The sequence below is a fragment of the Natrinema sp. CBA1119 genome (assembly GCF_002572525.1).
Taxonomy (GTDB): Archaea; Halobacteriota; Halobacteria; order Halobacteriales; family Natrialbaceae; genus Natrinema.
Genome location: NZ_PDBS01000001.1, coordinates 1,833,569 through 1,853,180, shown reverse-complemented (window position 1 = coordinate 1,853,180; position 19,612 = coordinate 1,833,569). Strand labels below are relative to the sequence as shown.

Genomic DNA, 19,612 nt, shown 5'->3' with positions numbered 1-19,612 from the left:
GTCACCACCGGATGCCGAGTCCGGCTCGGAGCGGGTGCTTCGTCATCGGCCACGCGGTCCTACCGCCGTCGCTCCAAAGACGGTTTGGATTCGGCAGCGAAAACTACATCGAACCTCGGCCTTACCGGCCGCGTCCCGCGTCCTCGTTCGCGAAAGCCGCGTTCCACTCGTCGATCAGGTTCTCGAGTCGCCCCGTACTCTGCTGCGAGAACGTCCGGGGAGCGCGGTCGGTGGCCGTCCGCGGATCCTCGGTGACGGCGCTCGAGGGGGCCGGTCGCGTTCGGGTCGCGGTTCGATTCGGTGTCGGTTCGGCGTCGGTCGTGGACTGCAAGTGTTGTGTGCTCATGTCGGTCGGGTGTGGGATATCGTCGAAAATCGGTACTCGTCGGCAACGAATTCAGGCTGCTACGTGTACGACCGACATCTGTACTCACCCCTACTGAGTCCACGGTTATAAAAGTTCATGATAGATATCGTCTCTGCGGGCAGCTGTCTGAAAACAAATATCATGGGTTCTATTCACACGATCTGTCGCGCCCACCGACTCGCTCAAACCGCGTGTGGACGCTCGTTTCAGGCCACACAAGTCCGATAGCTTGAGAACCCGTCCCCGTAATCACTCGAGTACTGATGACTGGCGACGAGCGTGACGGCGACGCAGACGTCAGCTTCGTGGTGCCGGCACGAAACGAGGCGGAGTACCTCCGGGGAACCCTCGCGAGTCTGACCGCGCTGGATACGGCCTACGTGTACGAGGTGCTCGTCGTCGACGGCGACTCGAGCGACGCGACCAGAGAGATCGCCCGCGAATACGACGCGACGGTCGTTCCCGAGAGCGGCGAGAGCATCGCCGCAGCGCGGAATCTCGGGGCCGAGCACGCGTCCGGCGAGTGGCTGGCCTTCGTCGATGCGGACACGCGGGTGCGGGCGAACTACCTCACTGAACTGCTCGGCTTCGTCGAGGCCAACGGGCTCGCGGCCGCGAGTTCCTACTGTCGAATCACCGGCCCCCGCCGAGCGAAGCTCATGGAGGCGACGATCAACCACGTCTTCTCGCGGCTCGAACGACCGATCCTGCCGGGGTTCAACTGCTTCGTCCACCGGCGGGCCTTCGAGGAAATCGGCGGCTTTCCCGAGGTGTCGAACGAGGACACGGCATTCAGCCGACGGCTCGCTCGCCGCTACCCGACGGCCTACTGCCCGACCGTCCTGGTCGAGAGTTCGGGCCGGCGGATCACCGAGGACGGGTTGACAGGGACGCTCTGGCACTACGCGCGACTCGACCTCGAGCGGCTCCGGGCGGAGTACTGAGCGGGTGTCGGTCGTCGGTGACGTTCTGTGGGCAAGTACGCACTCGAAGATGAGAGCGTGCAGTACAGCAGCCTCTTTTACCGGGGGAATCGGCTGGCGTCGCAGACGCCAGCCTCAACCCCCGGTAAAACCCGTTGATGCCAAAAAGCCGCCGTCGCGGGGTTTCACCCCGCTCCGGCGGTGAACCGCTCGCTTCGCTCGCGGATGCTCAACACCTTCCGCAGCGTTCCATTCGCTCGGCTACTGAACGGCTCTCGCACTCGAGGTCGCCACGAACGCGCGGACGGATCACCGCGAGTCACGCGGTTGATCGACGCCGGTCACCTCGAAGCGAGCGCCGCCGGCGTCGCTGGCCGTTACCGCGAGGTCCCAGTCGTGGGCCTCGGCGACCCGTTCCACGATCCCCAGTCCGAACCCGGTGCCGTCCTCGGCCGTGGTAAAGCCGATATCGAAGACCTCGTTGCGCTCGGATTCGGGAATCCCCCGCCCCGTGTCGGCGACGTAAAACCCGTCCGCACAGTCGCCGACGGAAACGGCCAGGTCGGCAGTCGACCCTCCCTCGGGGACCCCGTGATCGAGCGCGTTCCGAAACAGGTTCTCGAGCAGCTGCTGGAGCCGGTCGGGGTCGGCCCGGACCCAGGACTCCCCCTCGACCGCCAGTGCGGCGTCCCCGGTGTCGACCATCGACCAGGCCCTCGTCGCGCAGTCCTGGACTGACACCGGATCCAGCTCGGCCGTCGTCGCCCCCTGCTCGGCCAACGAGAGCAGGTCCTCGATCAGTTGCGCCATCCGGTCGAGCGCTTCCTCGCAGGCCTCGAGCTGGGACCGATCTCCCTCCTCGGCGAGTTTCAGCGCGCCCTGCGCGACGTTCAGCGGGTTCCGCAGGTCATGGCTGACGACGCTCGTGAACTCCTGCAGGCGGTCGTTCTGCCGTTCGAGCGTCTCACGAGATCGTTCGCGTTCGGTCTCGTAGCTGACCCACTTCGCCATCAGCTTGACCAGCGATCGCTCGGCTTCCGAGAAGCCGTCGCCGTCGCGGGGGTCGCTCGAGGCGAAACAGAGGGTGCCCCAGATGGTGCCGTCGACGGTCACCTTCGCGCCGACGTAGCTCCCGAGTTCGAACAGCTCGTAGGCGGGATCGCCGGTCCACCCCTCGTCGGGCGCGTTCGCGACGGTGACGAGCTCGTGGGTCTTGATCGTCTTCCGGCAGTAGGCTTCGGAGAGCGGGCAGGATTCGCCCTGCTGGAGGAGCGGGTGATCGCTCCGTGATTCGACGACGGTCTGGGTCCGCTCGTCGAGGTTGATCCGCGTCATGAACCCGTAGGGGAGATCCAGATACTCGCAGCCGAGCTCGAGCAGCTCCGGCAGCTTCGCGTCGAGCGACGCGTCCGGCTTCGTCGAGATGTCATACAGCGCCTGTAGCGCCGTGACGTTCGCCTCGAGTTCCTCCTCGGCACGAATGCGATCGGTGACATCGGTGAAGAAGATCGAGAGGCCGTCCTCGGAGGGGTGGGCCCGGACCTCGAACCAGCGCTCGAGCGCGCCGAAGTACTCCGTGAAACTCACGGTCGTCTGGTCGGCGAACGCCCGCTCGAGTTGCCGTTCGAGTTCGGTCCCGCCGACGGTTTCGAACGCCGTCCCGAGCGGCTCGCCGAGCAGTTCCTCGCCGGGCCGCTGGAGGAGGTCGACGGCCTGCTCGTTGACGTAGGTGTACTCCCAGTCGGCGTCGATCGAGACGAAGGCGTCGCCGATCCGTTCGAGAGTGGCTTCGCGCTCGCGCTCGAGGCGCTTTTGGTCCGTGACATCCCTGATGACGGCGGTGAAGAGGTGCTCGCCGTTGACGACCGCTTCGCCGAAGGAAACGCCGATGGGGATCGTCCGTCCGTCCGCACGGAGTCCCTCGAGTTCGACCCAGTTCCAGTCGAGGGTTCGTTCTCCCGTCTCGAGGTAGCGCGCGATCGCCGCGCTGTGATCGGTCTGATACGTCGCGGGTACGAGGGTCGTCAGCGGCTCGCCGACGATGGCGGTCGGCGCGTAGCCGAACAGTGACTCGACCGCGTCGTTCGCGTACTGGACGGTCCCGTCGTCGGACGCCGTGATCACCGCGAAGGACGCGCTCTCGGTGAACGCTCGAAATCGGGCGGTCGTCGCCTCGAGCGCTCGGCGCTCGGCCACCGCCTCGACCGCCCGCTCGATGCGGATCGCGAGGCGCGTCCCGTCGGCGGCGGCCGATTCCGGCAGACAGCCGGTCGCACCGGCCTCGAGCGCGGCGCTGACCCGGTCTTCGTCCCATCCGTCGATGACGAGGAACACTGGCAGGTTCGGTCGGTCGTCGCGGAGACGTGCGAGCAGCGAGCGGCCGTCGCCGTCCGCGGCCGCGGTCCGCTCGACCAGACAGTCGACGTCGTCCGCACGCACGGACTCGAGCGCCGCGTGTTCGTCGTCGACCGTCTCGACCATCAGCCGGTCGCTCGCGGACTCGAGTGCGGCGGCGAACTCCGCCGCGACGGTCGGGTCGTCGTCGACGGAGAGCACGTCGATCTCGCCGCTCACGTCCCCGATTTCGTCGCTCGTGGGGGCCCCGGTCGACTCACTCATAGGATCGATTGAATACACCCGTAAACGGACGACGAGGTAATAAGCCGTCCGGCAGTTCGGACGCAGTGGCGACCGGCGCGCCGGCATCGGCATGGTGACCCCTTTTTTCGCTGCCCGTCGCTGGGACGACCGTGTCGACGGTCCCACCCGAAGCGGAGCGCCTGCTCGAGAGCGAGCCGTTGATGGCCCATCTGGGAACCTGTGCCGAGGGACGGCCCCACGTCGCGCCGGTCTGGTACCGGTACGCCGACGGGGTCGTCGAGATCGTGACAACCGGCCGGAAGCTGGCGAATATCAGGGAGAATCCGCGGGTCGCCATCTCGGTACAGAGCGACGAGGCGGGGCACACGCAATGGATGGTCTCGCTACTCGGCACGGCGACGGTCGTCGACGACGAAAGCGAGACCGCCGCGGCTCGCCGCCGGATCAACGAGAAGTACGACGCGGAGTCCGACGCGTACGCCGAAAACACGCTGGTCCGGATCGAGGTCGGCTCGGCGACGTACCAGACGTACTGATGAGCGCTCGAACGAGGGAGGCGCTATCGCTCCCTCGAGCGCCGTAATATCAGTTTTCGAGTCGCTCGCGAGCCGCGGCGACCACGAGCGGCAGCGTGATCGTCGCGTCGGCGTAGACCGAGACGTTCTCGGCGTCTTTCTCGAGTTTCCCCCACGAGCGGGCCTCGTCCAGCGTCGCGCCGGAGAGGCCGCCGGTCTGTTTCGGGTCCATCGTCAACTGGACGGCGTAATCGTAGGCGTCGGGCGAGACGAGCATCGTCTGGAGGGTGAAATTCTTGGGGACGCCCCCGCCGACGACGAACGCGCCGGCTTCCTCGGCGTGGTAGGCGATATCGGTCAGCGGCGTCATGTCCGCCAGCGCGTCCAGCGAGAAGGCCGAGGTCTGGGAGTACATCCACGCCTGCAGGCCGAGCACGGAGTCCTGAACGGCGGGACAGTAGATCGGCACGTCGTTCTCGTATGCCGCGGCGGCGATACCCGCGTCCTCGTCGACGCCGTCGCGTTCGTTCACCTCGGCGTTCGCCCGGCCGAGTTCCTCCGTGAGCCGCTGGATCGAGACGAGTCCCTCGTCTTCGCACTCGGCCTCGAGGACCGGAAAGACCTCCTCGCGGAGGTGCGACTCAAAGTCGGCGAAGAACTCCTGTGGGAGATAGACGTTGTAGATGCGATCGACGCCCTCGTCGCGCAGCGTTTCGTCGTGTTCGCGCTCGGTCTTCCCCTCGGCGTGGACCGCGCCGTGGTGGTGTTTCCCGCCGATGGCCTCGATGGAATCGTGGGTGAGGTTCGCGCCGGTCGTGACGAGCACGTCGATGTAGCCGTCGCGGATCAGCTCGGCGACGATCGATCGCATCCCCGTCGGAACCATCGCGCCCGCGAGGCCGAAGAAGACGGTCACGTCGTCGTCGAACATCGCTTCGGTGACGTCGACGGCATCGTGGAGGTCCGCCGCGCCGACGCCCGCGTTGCCGTACTCGTCCGCGAGTTCGCCGACCGTCATTCCGGCGCGGACCTCGGCGTGGCCGATCGGGTCGTGTGCGAAGGTTTCCTCGGGGTCATGGTGATCGTCCGCCTCGCCGGCGTCGTCGCTCCCGTGGTCGTGCTCGTCGCTCATGTCCTCGAATGGGCGGGCGAGCGGTTTGAACGTCGCGGTCCAGTTCCGTCTCTGTGTGCCGCCAGTGATCGGTTTCGACCCCGTGAATCATCCCTCGGGCTCGAGCGCCCCCGTCACACCCCGTTGCCAGTAATCGACGGTGCGATACAGGAGATAGAGGATCGCGTTGAGCAGTCCGGTCAGTGCGAAGAGCGCGCCGAGTTGCGGACCGATCGTTTCGAAGAGGCTCCCCGGCCCGCCGATCTCGGCGATGCCGTAGGCGAAAAACGCGGCGATAACGCCCCAGACGAGCAAGATTGCGGCGATACGAGCGCCCTCCTCGACGTAGGTCGATACTGAGAGAGCCGTCGGCAGTGTCGATGATGAAGCCACGACGCGTCGTTTCGACGCGTCTAACATAACGGACGGGATACCTGAAAGAGGGATTTTACCCATCCCCGCAACCGGCGTCGGTTCCCTCAAGCCGGCTTCAGGGGGCCGGTGCTACAATCCCGTCGGCGCGTCGAGGAAGGTCGTCTCGAGATCCCATCCTGCTACGAGATCCTGCAGCGAGCGGACGCCGAACGTCTCCGTCGCGTAGTGGCCCGCGAGGAAGACGTGGATTCCTGCCTCCTGCGCTTCGTGGTAGGCCTTCCCTTTCCCCTCGCCGGTCACCAGCGCATCCGCGCCCGCGTCGACGGCCTCGTCGAGCCAGTCGACCCCGCTACCGGTAACGACCGCGACGTCTTCGATCTCGTCCGGCCCGAACGCGAGGTGCTGGACGGGCTGACCGCCGGTATCCAGATTCGTCTCGAGGCGCTCGCGCAGGTCGGCGGGCGCGTAGGGGTCGGCGGCCGTCCCGCGCTGGCCGATGTGTTCGGGGCCGTGGTCGCCGAACGGGGCGCGGTCCTCGAGTCCGAGCAGGTCGGCGACGCCGGCGGCGTTGCCCAGTTCCTGATGGCCGTCGAGCGGGAGATGGGAGACGTACAGCGCGAGGTCGTTCTCGATCAGGGGCGCGATTCGGTCGTAGGTGCGGCCGGTCACGCGGTCGAAGCCGCCCCACGAGAGCCCGTGGTGGACGACCAGCAGGTCCGCGTCGGCCTCGAGAGCACGGTCGACCGTCTCGCGGACGCCGTCGACGGCGAACGCGACGCGCTCGATATCGGCCTCGTCCGGGCCGACCTGCAGGCCGTTCGCGCTGGCGTCGAGATCGGCGTACTCGTCGGTTCGCAACTCCTCGTCGAGTCTGTCGACGATGCTCGAGAGTTCCATACGCCTCGTTCGGCGGGGATCTCCTTGTATTGGGTTGATCTCCTCCGATCGGAGGACGGCCTCGAGGCTCCCTCGCCCGTCGCGTGTAGAAAAACGGCACCCCACCGCGCTACATGAGGTAGAACAGCGGGAAGAGAATCACCCAGACGATGTCGACGAAGTGCCAGTAGAGGCCGAAGTACTCGACCGGTCGATCATCCTCGAGGTAGGCATCGACGCTCACGATCCGGTAGATCAGAAACGCCGCGATGAGCAGGCCGAGGATGACGTGCAGCGCGTGGAGGCCGGTCGTCACGAAGTACATCGAGTACTCGAGATCGGTGAACCAGTAGATGTCGTGGGCGAACTCCTGCCCCCACTCGTAGCCCTTGATGGCGAGGAACGTGAGTCCGAGTAGCAGCGTGGCCCCCATTGACGCCAGCAGCCCGCGCTTGTTCCCGCGTTCGGCCATCACCAGCGCGAGGACGACCGTGAAACTCGAGGTGAGCAGGACGTAGGTGTTGATCAGTCCGATCGTCGCCGAGGGCGGCACGGGATCGAAGTTGCCCCAGCCGCCGTGGATCCGCATGAACACGTACGCCCCGATGACGGCACCGAAGACGACGACGTCCGAGGCCAGGAAGAACCAGACGCCAGTCTTGGTCGTGCCGACCCCCTCGAACGGCCACCGTTCGGCGATGGCCATCTCGGGTGCGTTGAATTCCTCGCGTCCGTACTGGAACAGCGCGAACCCCAGGATGCCGACGCCGACGAGCGAGAGCACGGGATAGAGAACGTTCTCCGATCCGGCGGTGCTCCCGGCGAGTTCCGCGCCGCGCGCGGTCGCGAAGTCGGCGACGTACGGCGTTAGTCCCGATAATCCGAGGAACATAACGAACATGCCGACCCCGATTCCGAACGGCCAGATGCTCGCGTGATCCTCGTGGTCGGCCTCGAGCGACTCGGCCGCTCCGGTGCGCTCGTGGGCGACCGCGCCGCCGTCGGCCGCCGTCGCGTCATCGACGAACTCGAGGCGACCGTTCGCGTAGCTGGGTCGGTTCGGCCAGTTCTCGAGCGGCGGGGGTGAGGTCGTCGCCCACTCGGCGGTTCGCGAGTACGCCCACGGGTTGTCCGGCGCGTCGGGCCCGGAGACGAAACTCTTCGCGAGCGTGATGAAGACGAGCAGAACTCCCGTCCCGATGACGAAGGCTCCGACGGTCGCCAGCTGGTGGTAAAGCTCGGTTCCCTCGGGGTAGTGGAAGACGCGCCGCGGCGTCTCCCAGGCGAGGAACATCGGGAAGTACAGCAGGTTGAAGCCGATGAAGTAGACGGCGAAGCTGAGCTTCCCGAGCCGTTCGGAGTACATCTTGCCGGAAATCTTCGGCCACCAGTAGTAGAGGCCACCGATCAGCGCGGTGACTCCCGCGACCATCACGTAGTGGAAGTGCGCGACGACCCAGTAGGTCCCGCGGAACTCGTAGTCGAGGACGACGGCACCGAGGAAGACGCCGGTGATCCCGCCGAGGATGAACAACACGAGCGCACCCAGCGAGAACAGAAACGGCGTCGTGAATCGGACGCGACCCTTGATCATCGTGTAGATCAGCGCGAAGACCATCAGGTCGAAGGGAAGCGAAATCCCAATCGTCGTCGCCATGAACAGCGTCTTGATCGGGAGGTTGATCGTCGTCAGAAACATGTGGTGCATCCAGACCAAGAAGGACTGAACGGCCACCAGGACCATCGCGATAATGACCCACTTTCGGCCGACGATTCGGCGGCCAGTGAACGTCTGGAACGTCTCGAACATGATCCCCAGGGCAGGGAAAAAGACGATATACACCTCCGGATGGCCGAAGAACCAGAAGAGGTGTCCCCACAGCAGACTCGAGCCCTGGGCGGTCGCGAAGTACTGCGTGAGCAGGAGGCGGTCGGTCAACATGAGAATGAGTGCGGCCAGCAGCGCCGCGAACGCGAACAGCATCATCCAGACGGTCAGGAGGATCCCCCACGTGACCAGCGGCATGTTCCACAGGCCGAGACCCTCGGCGCGACAGCGGTGGATCGTCGTCAGGAAATTCACCGTACTGAGGGTGGTCGACAGGACGAACAGGGTCAACGCGAGGATCGTCGTATTGCCTCCCATCGTCAGCGTGTAGCCTGGGTTGTAGATCGGCACGTTCAGCGGCGCGTACATGTACCAGCCGTTGGCCCACGTCGTCCCCTGAAAGAACGAGAAGATGACGAGAAGGCCCGAAAACAGGTAGAACCAGTAACTCAGCGCGTTCAGGCGCGGAAATGCCATGTCCTTCGCCCCGATCTGGAGCGGAACGATATAGTTCCCGAAACCGAATCCGAGCGGTGAGATAAACCAGAACACCATCAGCAATCCGTGGATCGAGACCGACTGATTGTACTCGGTGTTCGTGAGGAGTCCGGTGCCGCCGAACTCCCAGAGGTGAGCGCGAAACAGCAATGCGAGGACGCCGCCGGCGACGAGGAAGAATAGCGCCGTCGCCAGATAGAGAATGCCGACATCCTTGTGATTGGTCGTCACCAGCCACCGCTTGATGGTCGTCTGCGGTGGAAGCTCGCTCATGGTCCGCCACCTCCCGACCAGTGCCTCGAGTCGACACCGTGCCGGACCGCGGCGACGCAGGGTTCGTTCGCAAGCCCGCGGTCGAACCGACACCTCGAACGCGAGACGAGATACATAGTCAACACTTCCTTTGCACGATTTGTCGCATCAAGGTATCCGGCGCAGTTGCAGGCAGTACTTGCCATCCGGTGACGCGGCTGGGATCGAATCGCGCGGCATCGCGCCGACTGCCGTCGTTATCGACCGCTCGAGCCCCTATCCAGCCCGGGATAGTCGGCGATGATCCCGTCGACGCCGGCCGCCGCGAGTTCGTCGAACTGGACCCAGTTGGTCGCCGTCCAGACGTTAACCGCTCGGCCCGCCGCGTGGGCCGCCTCGAGCACGTCGATCTCGGGTTCCCTCGTCGAAAAACCGGCGTAGGCTGTCCCGGCCAGCTCCGTTCCGGCGATCGCGTTCCGCGGCGGGTGGATCGCCTCGCAGTCGTAACGGCGCGCGATCTCGAGTCCGGCCTCGAGGTCGTCCCACACCAGCGGTGCCGCGGCGTCGTCGGCGACCTCGCGCAGCGCCGCGATCGCGCCCTCGCAGAACGACGAGAAGAGGAGTTCGCCGCGGAAGGCTCCGCAGTCCGCGACGACCCGCTGGACGAACGGCAGCCAGACCTCGCGGCGCTCGGCGCGTTGGGTCGGCGAGAGCGACTCGCCGACGCGCAGATCCGATCGGCCTGGATTCTTCAGTTCGACGTTGAGGGCCACCGTCTCGGGGACGGCCTCGAGCACGTCCGCGAGCGTCGGCACCGCCGCGTCGGTACCCAGAACCCGCGTCTCTCGAAGCGCCGCGAGCGGCGTCTCCCACACGAACCCCCCGGCGTCGGTCAGGGACCGGCCGTCACGGATCCCTCCGAGGCGCTCGTCGTGGATAACGACCGGGGTCCCGCAGGCGGCCGGCTGGACGTCGATCTCGAGCATCGCGGTCTCGTCGCGATCGGCCGCTCGAGTCACCGCCTCGATCGTGTTTTCGGGTGCGACGCCGGCGTAGCCGCGGTGAGCGATGACGGCGGGGCGTGCCATACCGGATCGACGGGAAGCCGGGTAACGAAAGCTGTGGATTGGCCGCGAGTCGCCGACGTGGCGCTTCCCGGCCGGTTGTTGATCCGTGTTCCCCGCGAACCACCGGTATGACCGAGACCACGCTCGCGGACGTCGAGCGCGCACTCGACCGCGCGGACGACCTCGAGACCGAGGAGGCCGTCTCCGTCCTTCGAACGGCACGACACGACCTGCGGGACCTGGGGACCAACGCCGACGTGGACGAGCAGCGGCGGCAGGAACTCGAGGGGCGACTCGAGCAGCGGATCCGCGAGGTGACCGAGCGCGACGCCTACGACGGCGGGCTGGGCGCGGCGATGAACCCGAACGAAGACGACGCGCCCTGAGACGGGTTCCTGTCAGACTGCGCGTTCCACCGCCGTTACGACGAGGGAGTTCGATGCGGTGGCGCGCGCTGTCCAGCGATGAACGACGGGTGAATCGCTGGTCGATGTCGTGCGAGGTCTTCGTGAATAGTGCGGGACCGACGGTCCCGCATACCATGCGAACGGGTGCTTCGCACCCGTGAGCAGACGCAGTGAACGAAGGCTTGGAAGACGCAAAGCGTCTTCATGCGGATGAGCGAACGAGGGAAGTGAGTGAGCGAGTCGGTTAGGGAGGGTGTGACCCTCCTAGAAGCCAGAGCGAGCAGCGCGAGCAGTGCGTTCGCGTTCTCGTTGACTCGCGGTCTCTCTCGAGACGATCTTCTCCGTCGCGTTCAGACCACCGACGAATCGAGCTCGTTCGACGGAACGTTTTCGACTCCCCTCTCGCGGATTTGGTCGAGTCTGTCGATCGCGTTGAAACGGGTCCGGGTGGAAGTTTCCGTCCGAGAACCCGGCGATATCGGCCGATCCCCGGCCCTTTTATTCGGGTGCCCTCCCGAGAGGTGCGTATGCGAATTGCACTGCTCGGCGGCACCGGCGACATCGGCGAAGGGCTCGCACTGCGGTTTGCCCGGGATACGGACCACGAGATCCTCATCGGCTCGAGGGATCCCGAGAAGGCTCGCGACGCGGTCGCGGAATACGAAGACGAACTCGAGGCGCGCGGTGCCGACGCCGATATCAAGGGCTTTGGCAACGAGATGGCGGCCGATCGAGCCGACGTCGTCATTCTCAGCGTCCCGCCGTACTACGTCGGCGACACCGTCGAAGCGGTCGCCGACAGCCTCGACGCGGACTCGATTCTGATCACTCCCGCGGTCGGCATGCAGGGCGACGAGGACGGCCTGCACTACCACCCGCCGGACGCCGGCAGCGTCACCGAACTCGTCGCACAGCGGGCCCCCGACGAGGTGCCGGTCGTCGGCGCGTTCCACAACCTCGCGGCCGACGCGCTGTCGAACCTCGACAACGACCTCGGGCTCGACACGCTCGTCGTCGCCGATGACTCGGACGCCGCGGCAACCGTCCTGTCGATCGCGAACGAGATCGACGGCTTGCGCGCGCTTGAGGCCGGACCGCTGGCCAACGCGGCCGAAGTCGAGAGCGTCACGCCGCTGGTCATCAACATCGCGAAGTACAACGAGGAGATGCACGACGTCGGCGTGAAGTGGCTCTAGACGGCGTCGACTGAGCCGGCGTGACCACCGTCCTGGTTCGCTCCGCTCGACGTTCTCACGGTTCGATCCGCTTGAGGAGTACCTGCGCCTCGAGCGAGTGCGTCAAACGAAACCGCGGGCGCGGTCGCTCGTCGATCGCGAAAACCGAAGAGAACCGCCGGTGTTCGTCGTTTATGCGCCGGCCGACTCGAGGGCGTCCTCGATGTCGTTGCGCTGGGTGACGCCGACGAAGCGCTCGACGATGCCGTCGTCGTTCTCGATGATCAGCGTCGGCAGCGACCGAACCTGGTACTCGTTCGCGATATCCTGTTGCTCGTCGACGTTTACTTTCTCGACTTCGAATCGGCCCTCCCAATCGTCCTCGAGGTCCTCGAGGATCGGATCCTGGGTCTTGCAGGGGCCACACCAGTCTGCGTAGAAGTCCTTGAGTGTGACAGTCATGCGGTCAACGCTAGTTGCCTCGCGCTGCGCATAAGGGTTTCCCACTGCCAACCGATTGCCGTGATCGACGACGGGCTCCGGTCGAAAGGTTTAGTTTCAGGGGCCCATAGGGACGGGTATGGACAAAGGACAGAACACTGGCGGGCTGATGTCCAGTGCCGGACTCGTCCGGTACTTCGACTCCGAGGACTCGAACGCCATCCGTATCGACCCCAAGACGGTCATCGCGTTCGGCGTCATGCTGGGCGTGCTGGTCCAGCTGCTGACGTTCGTCTCGTAACGCATCGGCTCCCTTCTTTCAGCGTCGCCTCGAGTAGCCACAGCACTGCCGGAACTCCGTTGCGAGAGGCAAGCGGTCGGCCGGTCGGTCACCGCGACCGAACCGTGATCGGCAATCCGAATCGCCGCTACCGCTGGGAGTTGCGAAGGATCAGCGGTTCGATGGCGAGCGTTCGCTTGGCGACCGTCACGATCCGGAGGACGTAGGACGCGAACAGCAGAAACGGCAGGAGCGTCACTGTAAACGCCGCCCCGATCGCCCACGTGATGTTCGCCACGCCGAGCGTTCGCCCGGGGAACGTGCCCGCGTCGACAACCGTGAGCATAATCCCGGCGAGGACCAGCGCCGGAACCGCCGCGTAAATTATCATCTGCGAGAGTGTGACGAGTTCCCACTCGAAGTACAGCGTCTTGACGTGCTCTCGCGCCGGCCCGAACAGGCTGAGCGACGTCTTTAGCTCGTCCAGAGTGGACAGCTCTTCGGCGCTCAGGCTGTCTTCGAACTCGTTGGCGATCCGCTCGACCTGGAAGATCTTCCAGCCGTAATTGAAGTTCAGCGCGGCGAACAGGACGCTGAAGTTCCCGAACGTCGCGTCTTCGAGTTGGTCGATGACCAGTTCGGCGTTGCCCACGAGGCTGTCGGTGAACTCGTCGACCTCCGCGCGGAGCTGGTCGTTATCGTTGTCAGCGACACCGTCGCGAAGCGCCTTCGCTCGCAGTTCGGCCACGAAGACGAGTTGGCGGAGGAACTCCGACGGATCCGCCGGACTGGGCGACCCGATGAGCTCCTCGGTGTAATCGCGGAAGTCCATCGAGTTCTCCATCCGGTCGCGCTGGTCGCCGAGCGGACCGTTCTCCTGAGAGAGCACTAGTTGGCCGATGGTGACGACGAGCGTAGCGCCGGTGATAATCGCCCCGATCATCGTCGAGAACATCGTCTCGATGGTGTCGCCGGTCTGGAGTTGCGCATGCAGGGGCGACGGCGTGAGGGTGACGAACACCACGAACGTGACGAACACGCCGAGCGCCAAGACGGCGGTCACCTGCAGCCGAGAGGCGGCGAGCAGGAGCCAGATTTTGAGCCGACTTTCACCGGCGCGTTCGCGCATCGTGTTTGCCGTGCTGATGTCGGAGTCGCCGGCCGTCTCGATGTCGGAGTCGCCGGCTATCTCACTATCGAGGTCGTCGGTGTCGTTCACAGCGTTTCACCCGTCATCGGCACCGGCACTCGTCTCGGCGGGGCGTTTGAATACCAGGTACTTGGTCCCGCCGCCCGTGTAGTCGATCGTCTCGACGAGTTCCCAGCCGTCAGCGCCGTGCTCGTTCAGCGCCGCTTGGGGGTCCTCGGCCTCCTTTTTCGTTTCGCCGCGAACCGGTCTGAGCGTCCTGTACTCCCATCGACGCGCGTCAATTCGGCTCATCTCCGGTTCAGCAAACGTTGCCGAGGGCAGTAAGGATGCGGCAGACATGTCACGGTCGACCGAGTCCGACGATGCGGCCAGTTCCGATGGCGCGATGTTTTTGACGCCCCCATCCGTAGCCGGGGCCATGTCACTGACTGCGGGCGTCGTCGCGGTTCAGGGCGACGTCGAGGAACACGCAGCGGCCATCGAGCGCGCCGCCGCGGTTCGCGACCGCGAAGTCACCGTCCGCGAGATCCGCGAGTCGGGGATCGTCCCCGACTGCGATCTGCTGGCGATGCCCGGCGGCGAGTCGACGACCATCTCCCGACTGCTCCACAGCGAGGGGATCGCCCCCGAAATCCGAGCGCACGTCGCCGCCGGGAAGCCCCTGCTCGCGACGTGTGCCGGCCTGATCGTCGCCTCGAGCGACGCCGGCGACGACCGGATCGAGGAACTCGGCGTCCTCGACGTGAGCGTCGAGCGAAACGCGTTCGGCCGGCAGAAAGACAGCTTCGAAGCGCCGCTCGCCGTCGCGGGCCTCGACGAGCCGTATCCGGCGGTGTTCATTCGCGCACCCGCTATCGATTCGGTCGGCGGCGCTGATGTCCTCGCGTCGTGGGACGACCGCCCGGTCGCCGTCCGGGACGGGCCGGTCGTCGGGACCTCCTTTCACCCGGAACTGACGCCGGACAGCCGGATTCACGGGCTGGCCTTCTTCGAAAACGACGCGGCGACGACGCCGGCGCTCGAGGAGCCCCGATAACGCCGCGCCTCGAGGACGACGTCCCGGCACTGCGTTCGATGGCGTCCCGGGCCTCCGTGCATGCATTCGCGACCGGACCTGTTTTCTCTCTCCTTCCCCACGGTACGGGTATGCAGGCATCCATCGACGCGGTTCGCGTCGCGGGGACCCCCCAGGGACCGGTCCCGGTTGTCGTCCTCGCCGTCGACGGCGAGGACGATGTCGTGCCGATATTCATCGGCTTCAGCGAGGCGACAAGCATCGCCCGCGGGCTCGAAGCCGAGGACATCGGACGGCCGCTGACGCACGATCTCTTGTTGGACGTCATGGAGGAGTTGGGCAGTCGGATCGACCGCGTCGTCGTCAACGAAATCAAGGAGCGCGGAGACGGACAGGGCGGGACCTACATCGCCGATCTCCACCTCGAGACGGCCCGCGGCGAGACGGTCGTCGACGCCCGGCCGAGCGATTCGCTCGCGCTGGCGGCCCGGACGAACGCGCCGATCGAGGTCTCCGAGTCGGTCTTCGAGGACGGGCGAGACGATAGCGAAAAGTTTGACGAACTCGAAGACATCCGCAACGTGTCGGGTGAAATGTAGATGGACGAAACGCTCGAGGAACTGTTCGCCGTGATCGAAGACCGGAAGGAAACGCTGCCCGAGGACTCCTACACCGCGTCGCTGTTTACCCACGAGAAAGGGGAGAACGAAGTGTTAGAAAAACTCGGCGAGGAGACGACCGAACTCGTGTTGGCCGCAAAGGACGACGACCGCGAGGAGATCGCCCACGAGGGTGCCGACATCGTCTACCACCTGCTCGTCTTGCTCTCCATGAAGGACATGGAGCTCTCGGATCTCGAGGCGGAACTCGAGGCGCGGCGCTAGCCGCTACAATCGATCGTCGCTCCGCCGCTCCGTCGCACACATCACCGCTGCTCGCATTCGTTGCTCCGTCGCACACAGTCACCGCCGCTTGCATTCGCCGCGAGCATCTTGAACAGGCTGGGCAGTAGAGACACGGGCGATGGCACTACAACAACTCGAAAACGCGCATTCTGACGAGCACATGCAGGAGTGTATCGACAACTGCCTCGAGGCCGCCCAGGTCTGCGAGTGGTGTGCGGACGCCTGTGCGGGCGAGGGCGAAGGGATGGCCCGCTGTATCCGGCTCTGCCGGGACGTAGCCGACATCGCGTCGCTGCACGCGCGATTCATGGCGCGCAACTCGGGGTATCACCAGGAGCTGGGCGAACTCTGTGCAGACCTCTGCGAGGAGTGTGCCGAGGAGTGCGAACAGCACGATCACGACCACTGTCAGGCCTGTGCAGAAGTCCTGCCGAAGTGCGCCGAGAGCTGTCGGGAGATGGCCGGGGCCTGAGTCGCGTCCCGACTGCGGTCGGAACCCGAGGTCCACTCACCGCTCGTCGACTGGCGTCCACGTCCGATCGGTCTCGCCGACGTGCCGGGAGACCGGTCGGATCAGTCGGTTGTCTGCCCGCTGCTCGAGGCAGTGGGCCATCCACCCGGCGACTCGCGAGACCGCGAACGTCGTCGTGAACAGTTCCATCGGAATCCCGACGCCCTCGAGCAAGGCGGCGGTGTAGAACTCGACGTTAGTGTCGAGGCGGCGGTCGCCGCCCCGCGCCGCGAGGGCGTCGACGGCGACCGTCTCGAACGCCCGGACCGTCTCGAAGAAGTCGTCGTCCCTCCCCTGATAGAGGCGGTCCGCCGCCGACGAGAGGACCGCCGCTCGCGGGTCTCGGACCCGGTAGACGCGGTGGCCAAAACCCATCAGCCGTTCGCCGGCGTCGAGTTTTTCGCGGACGTAGGCGTCGGGATCCCCGCGCTCGTGGACGGTCCGGAGCATGTCGAGAACGGGACCGGGCGCGCCGCCGTGGAGCGGTCCCTTGAGCGAACCGACCGCGGCGGTCGCCGCCGAGACGAGATCCGACTGCGTCGAGACGACGGTCCGCGCGGTAAACGTCGAAGCATTGACGCCGTGGTCGACGACGGTATTGAGGTAGGTCTCGAGCCCGCGGACGGTGGCCTCGTCCGGCTCTGTACCGGTGAGCATGTACAGGTAGTTCGCGGCGTGGCCGAGGTCCTCGCGCGGGGGGACGGGCTCGTTACCCCGTCGGTATCGCCAGTAGGTCGCGACGATGGTCGGGACGACAGCGACGACTCGCCGTGCGGTCTCCTCCGACACGGACTCCGCGGTTCCGAGCGTCGACGCGGCCAACCCCATCCGGAGCGCGTCCATCGCCGGACGGTCCTCGGCGGCGGCCCGTCGAAGGACGGCACGGACCTCCTCGGAGATCTCGCGTCGGCTCGCGAGGTCCGCACGGAAGTCGGCGAGTTCCGCGGCCGTCGGCAGTCGATCCTCGACCAGGAGAAAGACGCTTTCCTCGTAGGTCGCATTCGTCGCGAGTTCCGCCACCGGGAACCCGCCGATGGTCAGCGCTCCCGACTCCCCGTCGATGTCGCTCAGTCTCGTCTCCGCGACGGTGATACCCTCGAGTCCCCGATTGACGGTCTCGCTCATGTCTCTCCGGAGGGCCGACACCACCGTAAGCGCTCGGAGCAGCGTCGTTCTCCCGATTCGCGGTCGGCGGCGACCGCTTCCGGGACCAGTCGGTCATGCGGTGTTTCCAGTAGCGTTCGAATCCAGCCACCCACGGCCGATACCGGGCAAAACGGCCGAATCCGTCGAACGGTGACGCACTGTCGTTTCATCGGAGCCGGAGAACCTCGCTTCCCCTCGAGCGACGACCGGCCGACGGCCCTACTTGCGGAGGTCGTCGGCGAGTCGGCCCTCGGTCAGGACGCTCCGGACGACCGTTCGACCGGCGTCGGTCAGTTCGTACCCCGCCTCGCGCTTCGCGACGAAATACTCCCGGAGCTGGCGCAGGTGGTAGTTGAACCGCCCCTTGTCCTCGATCGACGACGACGCGCGCAGCGCCGAGTACGAAACCACGTCGTCGCGGTCGGACAACAGCAAGAGGAGTTCGAGCCGACTCGGCTCCGAGAGGACCGCGAGCGTCTCCGAAACGGGCTCGAGCGACGAGGACTCGACCGGGTGTCGAACCACCGAATCACCCGCGACGTATCGGTTCTCGACGGGGAGCCACGCCTGCTCCGTCGCGCCGACGTACCGGCCGGTGGGCCGAACGAGGTCGTTGTCGGCCAACTGCTCGAGACAGTGGGCCGTCCAGCCGCCGACCCGCGAGACGCCGAACGTCGCCGTAAACAGCTCCCGCGGGAGACCGATCGCCCGGAGCACGGCGGCGGCGTAGAACTCGACGTTCGGCTCCGTCCCCCGCTTGGGAACGCGCTCGGCCAGCACGTCGCCGGCGACCGCCTCGAACTCCCGGACGGTCTCGAGGAAGTCGTCGCCCGACCCGTCGGCGAGGCGCTCGGCGACCGCCGAAAGCACCGGCGCACGCGGGTCCCGTCCCTCGTAGACCGGATGGCCGAACCCCTTCACGCGCTCGCCGGCGTCCAGCTTCTCGCGGACGTACGCCTCGCCACCGCCGGACTCGTGGACCGTCTGCAGGGCGTCGGCGACCAGTTCGAGCCCGCCGCCGTGGCGCGATCCCTTGAACGTCCCGACGGCGGCCGTCACCGCGGAGACGACGTCGGACTCCGTCGACAGCACGGTTCGGGCGGTAAACGTCGACGGATTGAGGCCGTGTTCGATCAGGGTCGTCAGGAACGCCTCGAGGCCGCGAACGTCGGTGTCGGCCGGCCGCTCGCCCGTGAGCATGTACAGATAGTTCGCGGCGTGGCCAAGCTCCTCGTCGGGCGCAACCGGCTCCGCACCGCGTCGATACCGCCAGTACGCGGCAGCGATCGTGGGGAAGACGGCAACGACTCGCTCGGCGGCCGCCCGCGGCTCCGTCGCGTCGGTCTCGAGGGTCGCCGCCGCGATACCCATCCGGATCGCATCCATCACGGGTTCGTCGGCCGCGGCGGCCTCCCGAAGTACCGCTCGGACCGCCGAAGGGAGGTTGCGGCGACTCACGAGAGCGCCGCGAAAGTCCGCGAGTTCCTCGGCGGTCGGCAGTCGACCCTCGAACAGGAGAAAGACCGTTTCCTCGTAGGTCGCGTTGGTCGCGAGTTCCGCGACGGGATAGCCGCCGATCAGGAGATCGCCGTTCTCGCCGTCGATATCGCTGAGCGACGTTTCGGCGACGGTAACCGACTCGAGTCGCGGATCGTAGACCGAAGGTGACACGTCGGGTAAACGATCGGACCCGCCCGTTGTAATGGTTGCGCAGGGACAGATCATCGGGGATCGGGATCTCCCACACATCGGTCCGTCACCGACGGCTCGAGAGACCGACCAGCAGTCCGTTAGTTGCTGACCGCGGCACCGACGGCACCGGCGACCGCGCTCTCGAGCGCCATCACGATCGAGATCGTAACCGCGAGCAGGAAGATGCCGATCCCGGCGGCGCCGGAGATCGCCCCGCCGAGCGGTCCGAGCGCGAGACCCGCGAGACCGACGGCGACGGCGAGGAGTAGGCCACCGATGATCCCGCCGAGCGAGCCGGCGAGCAGCCCGTGCCAGACGCCGCTACCGATACCGCCGCCGGCCATGTAGCCGGCGACGAAACCACCGAGTAGCCCGGCGGCGAGCTGTCCGACGCCCGGAACGACGAGGCCGACGATTCCGAAGACGGTCGCGACGACGAACCCGACGAAGACGGCGCGCCAGTTTGTCATGCCAGAT

General features: G+C 66.1%; 22 protein-coding genes. 9 read left to right on the top strand and 13 right to left on the bottom strand.

The features are described from left to right. Positions 1-121 precede the first annotated feature (121 nt). Positions 122-346 (bottom strand): hypothetical protein, encoded by a 225-nt coding sequence (locus CP556_RS09105; RefSeq protein WP_098725325.1) that lies wholly within the window; start codon positions 344-346, stop codon positions 122-124. Between the two features lie 284 nt (positions 347-630). Here CP556_RS09105 and CP556_RS09100 point away from each other — a divergent pair, with 284 nt between their 5' ends. Next, positions 631-1,311, top strand: coding sequence for a glycosyltransferase family 2 protein (locus CP556_RS09100; protein WP_098725324.1), 681 nt, complete (start codon positions 631-633; stop codon positions 1,309-1,311). Between the two features lie 288 nt (positions 1,312-1,599). Here CP556_RS09100 and CP556_RS09095 read toward each other — a convergent pair whose 3' ends face one another. Then, entirely contained in the window at positions 1,600-3,909 is a 2,310-nt protein-coding gene (locus tag CP556_RS09095) for a PAS domain S-box protein (RefSeq protein WP_098725323.1), read from the bottom strand. Positions 3,910-4,040: 131 nt separating this feature from the next. Between CP556_RS09095 and CP556_RS09090 the strand changes: the two genes are divergently transcribed. Next, positions 4,041-4,427, top strand: coding sequence for a pyridoxamine 5'-phosphate oxidase family protein (locus CP556_RS09090; protein WP_098725322.1), 387 nt, complete (start codon positions 4,041-4,043; stop codon positions 4,425-4,427). A gap of 49 nt (positions 4,428-4,476) precedes the next feature. Here the strand turns inward: CP556_RS09090 and CP556_RS09085 are convergent, their stop codons facing one another. From CP556_RS09085 to CP556_RS09065, 5 genes are all read right to left on the bottom strand, one after another. Beyond that, positions 4,477-5,538, bottom strand: coding sequence for a deoxyhypusine synthase (locus tag CP556_RS09085; protein WP_098725321.1), 1,062 nt, complete (start codon positions 5,536-5,538; stop codon positions 4,477-4,479). Positions 5,539-5,625: 87 nt separating this feature from the next. Beyond that, the gene (locus CP556_RS09080; protein WP_098727339.1) at positions 5,626-5,910 is read right to left on the bottom strand and encodes a hypothetical protein; all 285 of its coding nucleotides are present in this window, start codon (positions 5,908-5,910) and stop codon (positions 5,626-5,628) included. A gap of 111 nt (positions 5,911-6,021) precedes the next feature. Next, a complete protein-coding gene (locus CP556_RS09075; protein WP_098725320.1) occupies positions 6,022-6,789 on the bottom strand; it encodes a Nif3-like dinuclear metal center hexameric protein in 768 nt (255 codons plus the stop codon). A 109-nt stretch (positions 6,790-6,898) separates the two neighbouring features. Beyond that, positions 6,899-9,367 carry a cbb3-type cytochrome c oxidase subunit I gene (locus tag CP556_RS09070; protein ID WP_098725319.1) on the bottom strand — a complete coding sequence of 823 codons (2,469 nt, stop codon included), beginning with the start codon at positions 9,365-9,367 and terminating at the stop codon, positions 6,899-6,901. Between the two features lie 236 nt (positions 9,368-9,603). Next, a complete protein-coding gene (locus tag CP556_RS09065) occupies positions 9,604-10,434 on the bottom strand; it encodes a glycerophosphodiester phosphodiesterase (RefSeq protein ID WP_098725318.1) in 831 nt (276 codons plus the stop codon). A gap of 107 nt (positions 10,435-10,541) precedes the next feature. Between CP556_RS09065 and CP556_RS09060 the strand changes: the two genes are divergently transcribed. Both CP556_RS09060 and npdG read left to right on the top strand, forming a co-directional pair. Beyond that, positions 10,542-10,799, top strand: coding sequence for a hypothetical protein (locus CP556_RS09060; protein ID WP_098725317.1), 258 nt, complete (start codon positions 10,542-10,544; stop codon positions 10,797-10,799). A gap of 548 nt (positions 10,800-11,347) precedes the next feature. Further along, the gene (npdG, locus tag CP556_RS09055) at positions 11,348-12,016 is read left to right on the top strand and encodes an NADPH-dependent F420 reductase (protein ID WP_098725316.1); all 669 of its coding nucleotides are present in this window, start codon (positions 11,348-11,350) and stop codon (positions 12,014-12,016) included. Positions 12,017-12,187: 171 nt separating this feature from the next. On the opposite strand, the gene CP556_RS09050 is transcribed toward npdG, so the two are convergent. Beyond that, positions 12,188-12,457 carry a thioredoxin family protein gene (locus tag CP556_RS09050; protein WP_098725315.1) on the bottom strand — a complete coding sequence of 90 codons (270 nt, stop codon included), beginning with the start codon at positions 12,455-12,457 and terminating at the stop codon, positions 12,188-12,190. 118 nt (positions 12,458-12,575) lie between these two features. On the opposite strand from CP556_RS09050, the gene CP556_RS09045 reads away from it, so the two are divergent. Beyond that, positions 12,576-12,737 (top strand): preprotein translocase subunit Sec61beta, encoded by a 162-nt coding sequence (locus tag CP556_RS09045; protein WP_097379553.1) that lies wholly within the window; start codon positions 12,576-12,578, stop codon positions 12,735-12,737. Positions 12,738-12,864: 127 nt separating this feature from the next. Here CP556_RS09045 and CP556_RS09040 read toward each other — a convergent pair whose 3' ends face one another. Further along, complete coding sequence (locus tag CP556_RS09040) at positions 12,865-13,905, bottom strand: DUF7972 family membrane protein (protein WP_486187780.1); 1,041 nt, start codon at positions 13,903-13,905, stop codon at positions 12,865-12,867. 36 nt (positions 13,906-13,941) lie between these two features. Next, positions 13,942-14,157 carry a Sp36 family protein gene (gene sp36, locus CP556_RS09035; protein ID WP_098727338.1) on the bottom strand — a complete coding sequence of 72 codons (216 nt, stop codon included), beginning with the start codon at positions 14,155-14,157 and terminating at the stop codon, positions 13,942-13,944. A 127-nt stretch (positions 14,158-14,284) separates the two neighbouring features. Here sp36 and pdxT point away from each other — a divergent pair, with 127 nt between their 5' ends. The 4 genes from pdxT to CP556_RS09015 all read left to right on the top strand — a co-directional run bounded on the left by pdxT (position 14,285) and on the right by CP556_RS09015 (position 16,258). Then, entirely contained in the window at positions 14,285-14,902 is a 618-nt protein-coding gene (gene pdxT, locus CP556_RS09030; protein ID WP_098725313.1) for a pyridoxal 5'-phosphate synthase glutaminase subunit PdxT, read from the top strand. Between the two features lie 110 nt (positions 14,903-15,012). Then, entirely contained in the window at positions 15,013-15,480 is a 468-nt protein-coding gene (locus tag CP556_RS09025; protein ID WP_098725312.1) for a bifunctional nuclease family protein, read from the top strand. After that, the gene (gene hisE / locus CP556_RS09020) at positions 15,481-15,765 is read left to right on the top strand and encodes a phosphoribosyl-ATP diphosphatase (protein ID WP_098725311.1); all 285 of its coding nucleotides are present in this window, start codon (positions 15,481-15,483) and stop codon (positions 15,763-15,765) included. A gap of 139 nt (positions 15,766-15,904) precedes the next feature. After that, positions 15,905-16,258: a four-helix bundle copper-binding protein gene (locus CP556_RS09015; RefSeq protein ID WP_098725310.1), complete on the top strand. Its 354-nt coding sequence runs from the start codon at positions 15,905-15,907 to the stop codon at positions 16,256-16,258. 36 nt (positions 16,259-16,294) lie between these two features. On the opposite strand, the gene CP556_RS09010 is transcribed toward CP556_RS09015, so the two are convergent. From CP556_RS09010 to CP556_RS09000, 3 genes are all read right to left on the bottom strand, one after another. Beyond that, on the bottom strand, positions 16,295-17,422 hold the full coding sequence (locus tag CP556_RS09010; protein ID WP_098725309.1) for a citrate synthase: 1,128 nt from the start codon (positions 17,420-17,422) through the stop codon (positions 16,295-16,297). A 240-nt stretch (positions 17,423-17,662) separates the two neighbouring features. Further along, positions 17,663-19,114, bottom strand: a complete 1,452-nt coding sequence (locus CP556_RS09005) for a citrate/2-methylcitrate synthase (RefSeq protein WP_255291434.1) — start codon at positions 19,112-19,114, stop codon at positions 17,663-17,665. Between the two features lie 119 nt (positions 19,115-19,233). Beyond that, positions 19,234-19,605 (bottom strand): DUF5518 domain-containing protein, encoded by a 372-nt coding sequence (locus CP556_RS09000; protein ID WP_098725307.1) that lies wholly within the window; start codon positions 19,603-19,605, stop codon positions 19,234-19,236. Positions 19,606-19,612: the final 7 nt, after the last annotated feature.

Coding starts and splice junctions, on each gene's coding strand:
- CP556_RS09105 (WP_098725325.1), bottom strand. CDS start 346: ATGAGCACACAACACTTGCAGTCCACGACCGACGCCGAACCGACACCG.
- CP556_RS09100 (WP_098725324.1), top strand. CDS start 631: ATGACTGGCGACGAGCGTGACGGCGACGCAGACGTCAGCTTCGTGGTG.
- CP556_RS09095 (WP_098725323.1), bottom strand. CDS start 3,909: ATGAGTGAGTCGACCGGGGCCCCCACGAGCGACGAAATCGGGGACGTG.
- CP556_RS09085 (WP_098725321.1), bottom strand. CDS start 5,538: ATGAGCGACGAGCACGACCACGGGAGCGACGACGCCGGCGAGGCGGAC.
- CP556_RS09075 (WP_098725320.1), bottom strand. CDS start 6,789: ATGGAACTCTCGAGCATCGTCGACAGACTCGACGAGGAGTTGCGAACC.
- CP556_RS09070 (WP_098725319.1), bottom strand. CDS start 9,367: ATGAGCGAGCTTCCACCGCAGACGACCATCAAGCGGTGGCTGGTGACG.
- CP556_RS09065 (WP_098725318.1), bottom strand. CDS start 10,434: ATGGCACGCCCCGCCGTCATCGCTCACCGCGGCTACGCCGGCGTCGCA.
- CP556_RS09060 (WP_098725317.1), top strand. CDS start 10,542: ATGACCGAGACCACGCTCGCGGACGTCGAGCGCGCACTCGACCGCGCG.
- npdG (WP_098725316.1), top strand. CDS start 11,348: ATGCGAATTGCACTGCTCGGCGGCACCGGCGACATCGGCGAAGGGCTC.
- CP556_RS09050 (WP_098725315.1), bottom strand. CDS start 12,457: ATGACTGTCACACTCAAGGACTTCTACGCAGACTGGTGTGGCCCCTGC.
- CP556_RS09045 (WP_097379553.1), top strand. CDS start 12,576: ATGGACAAAGGACAGAACACTGGCGGGCTGATGTCCAGTGCCGGACTC.
- sp36 (WP_098727338.1), bottom strand. CDS start 14,157: ATGAGCCGAATTGACGCGCGTCGATGGGAGTACAGGACGCTCAGACCG.
- pdxT (WP_098725313.1), top strand. CDS start 14,285: ATGTCACTGACTGCGGGCGTCGTCGCGGTTCAGGGCGACGTCGAGGAA.
- CP556_RS09025 (WP_098725312.1), top strand. CDS start 15,013: ATGCAGGCATCCATCGACGCGGTTCGCGTCGCGGGGACCCCCCAGGGA.
- hisE (WP_098725311.1), top strand. CDS start 15,481: ATGGACGAAACGCTCGAGGAACTGTTCGCCGTGATCGAAGACCGGAAG.
- CP556_RS09015 (WP_098725310.1), top strand. CDS start 15,905: ATGGCACTACAACAACTCGAAAACGCGCATTCTGACGAGCACATGCAG.
- CP556_RS09010 (WP_098725309.1), bottom strand. CDS start 17,422: ATGAGCGAGACCGTCAATCGGGGACTCGAGGGTATCACCGTCGCGGAG.
- CP556_RS09000 (WP_098725307.1), bottom strand. CDS start 19,605: ATGACAAACTGGCGCGCCGTCTTCGTCGGGTTCGTCGTCGCGACCGTC.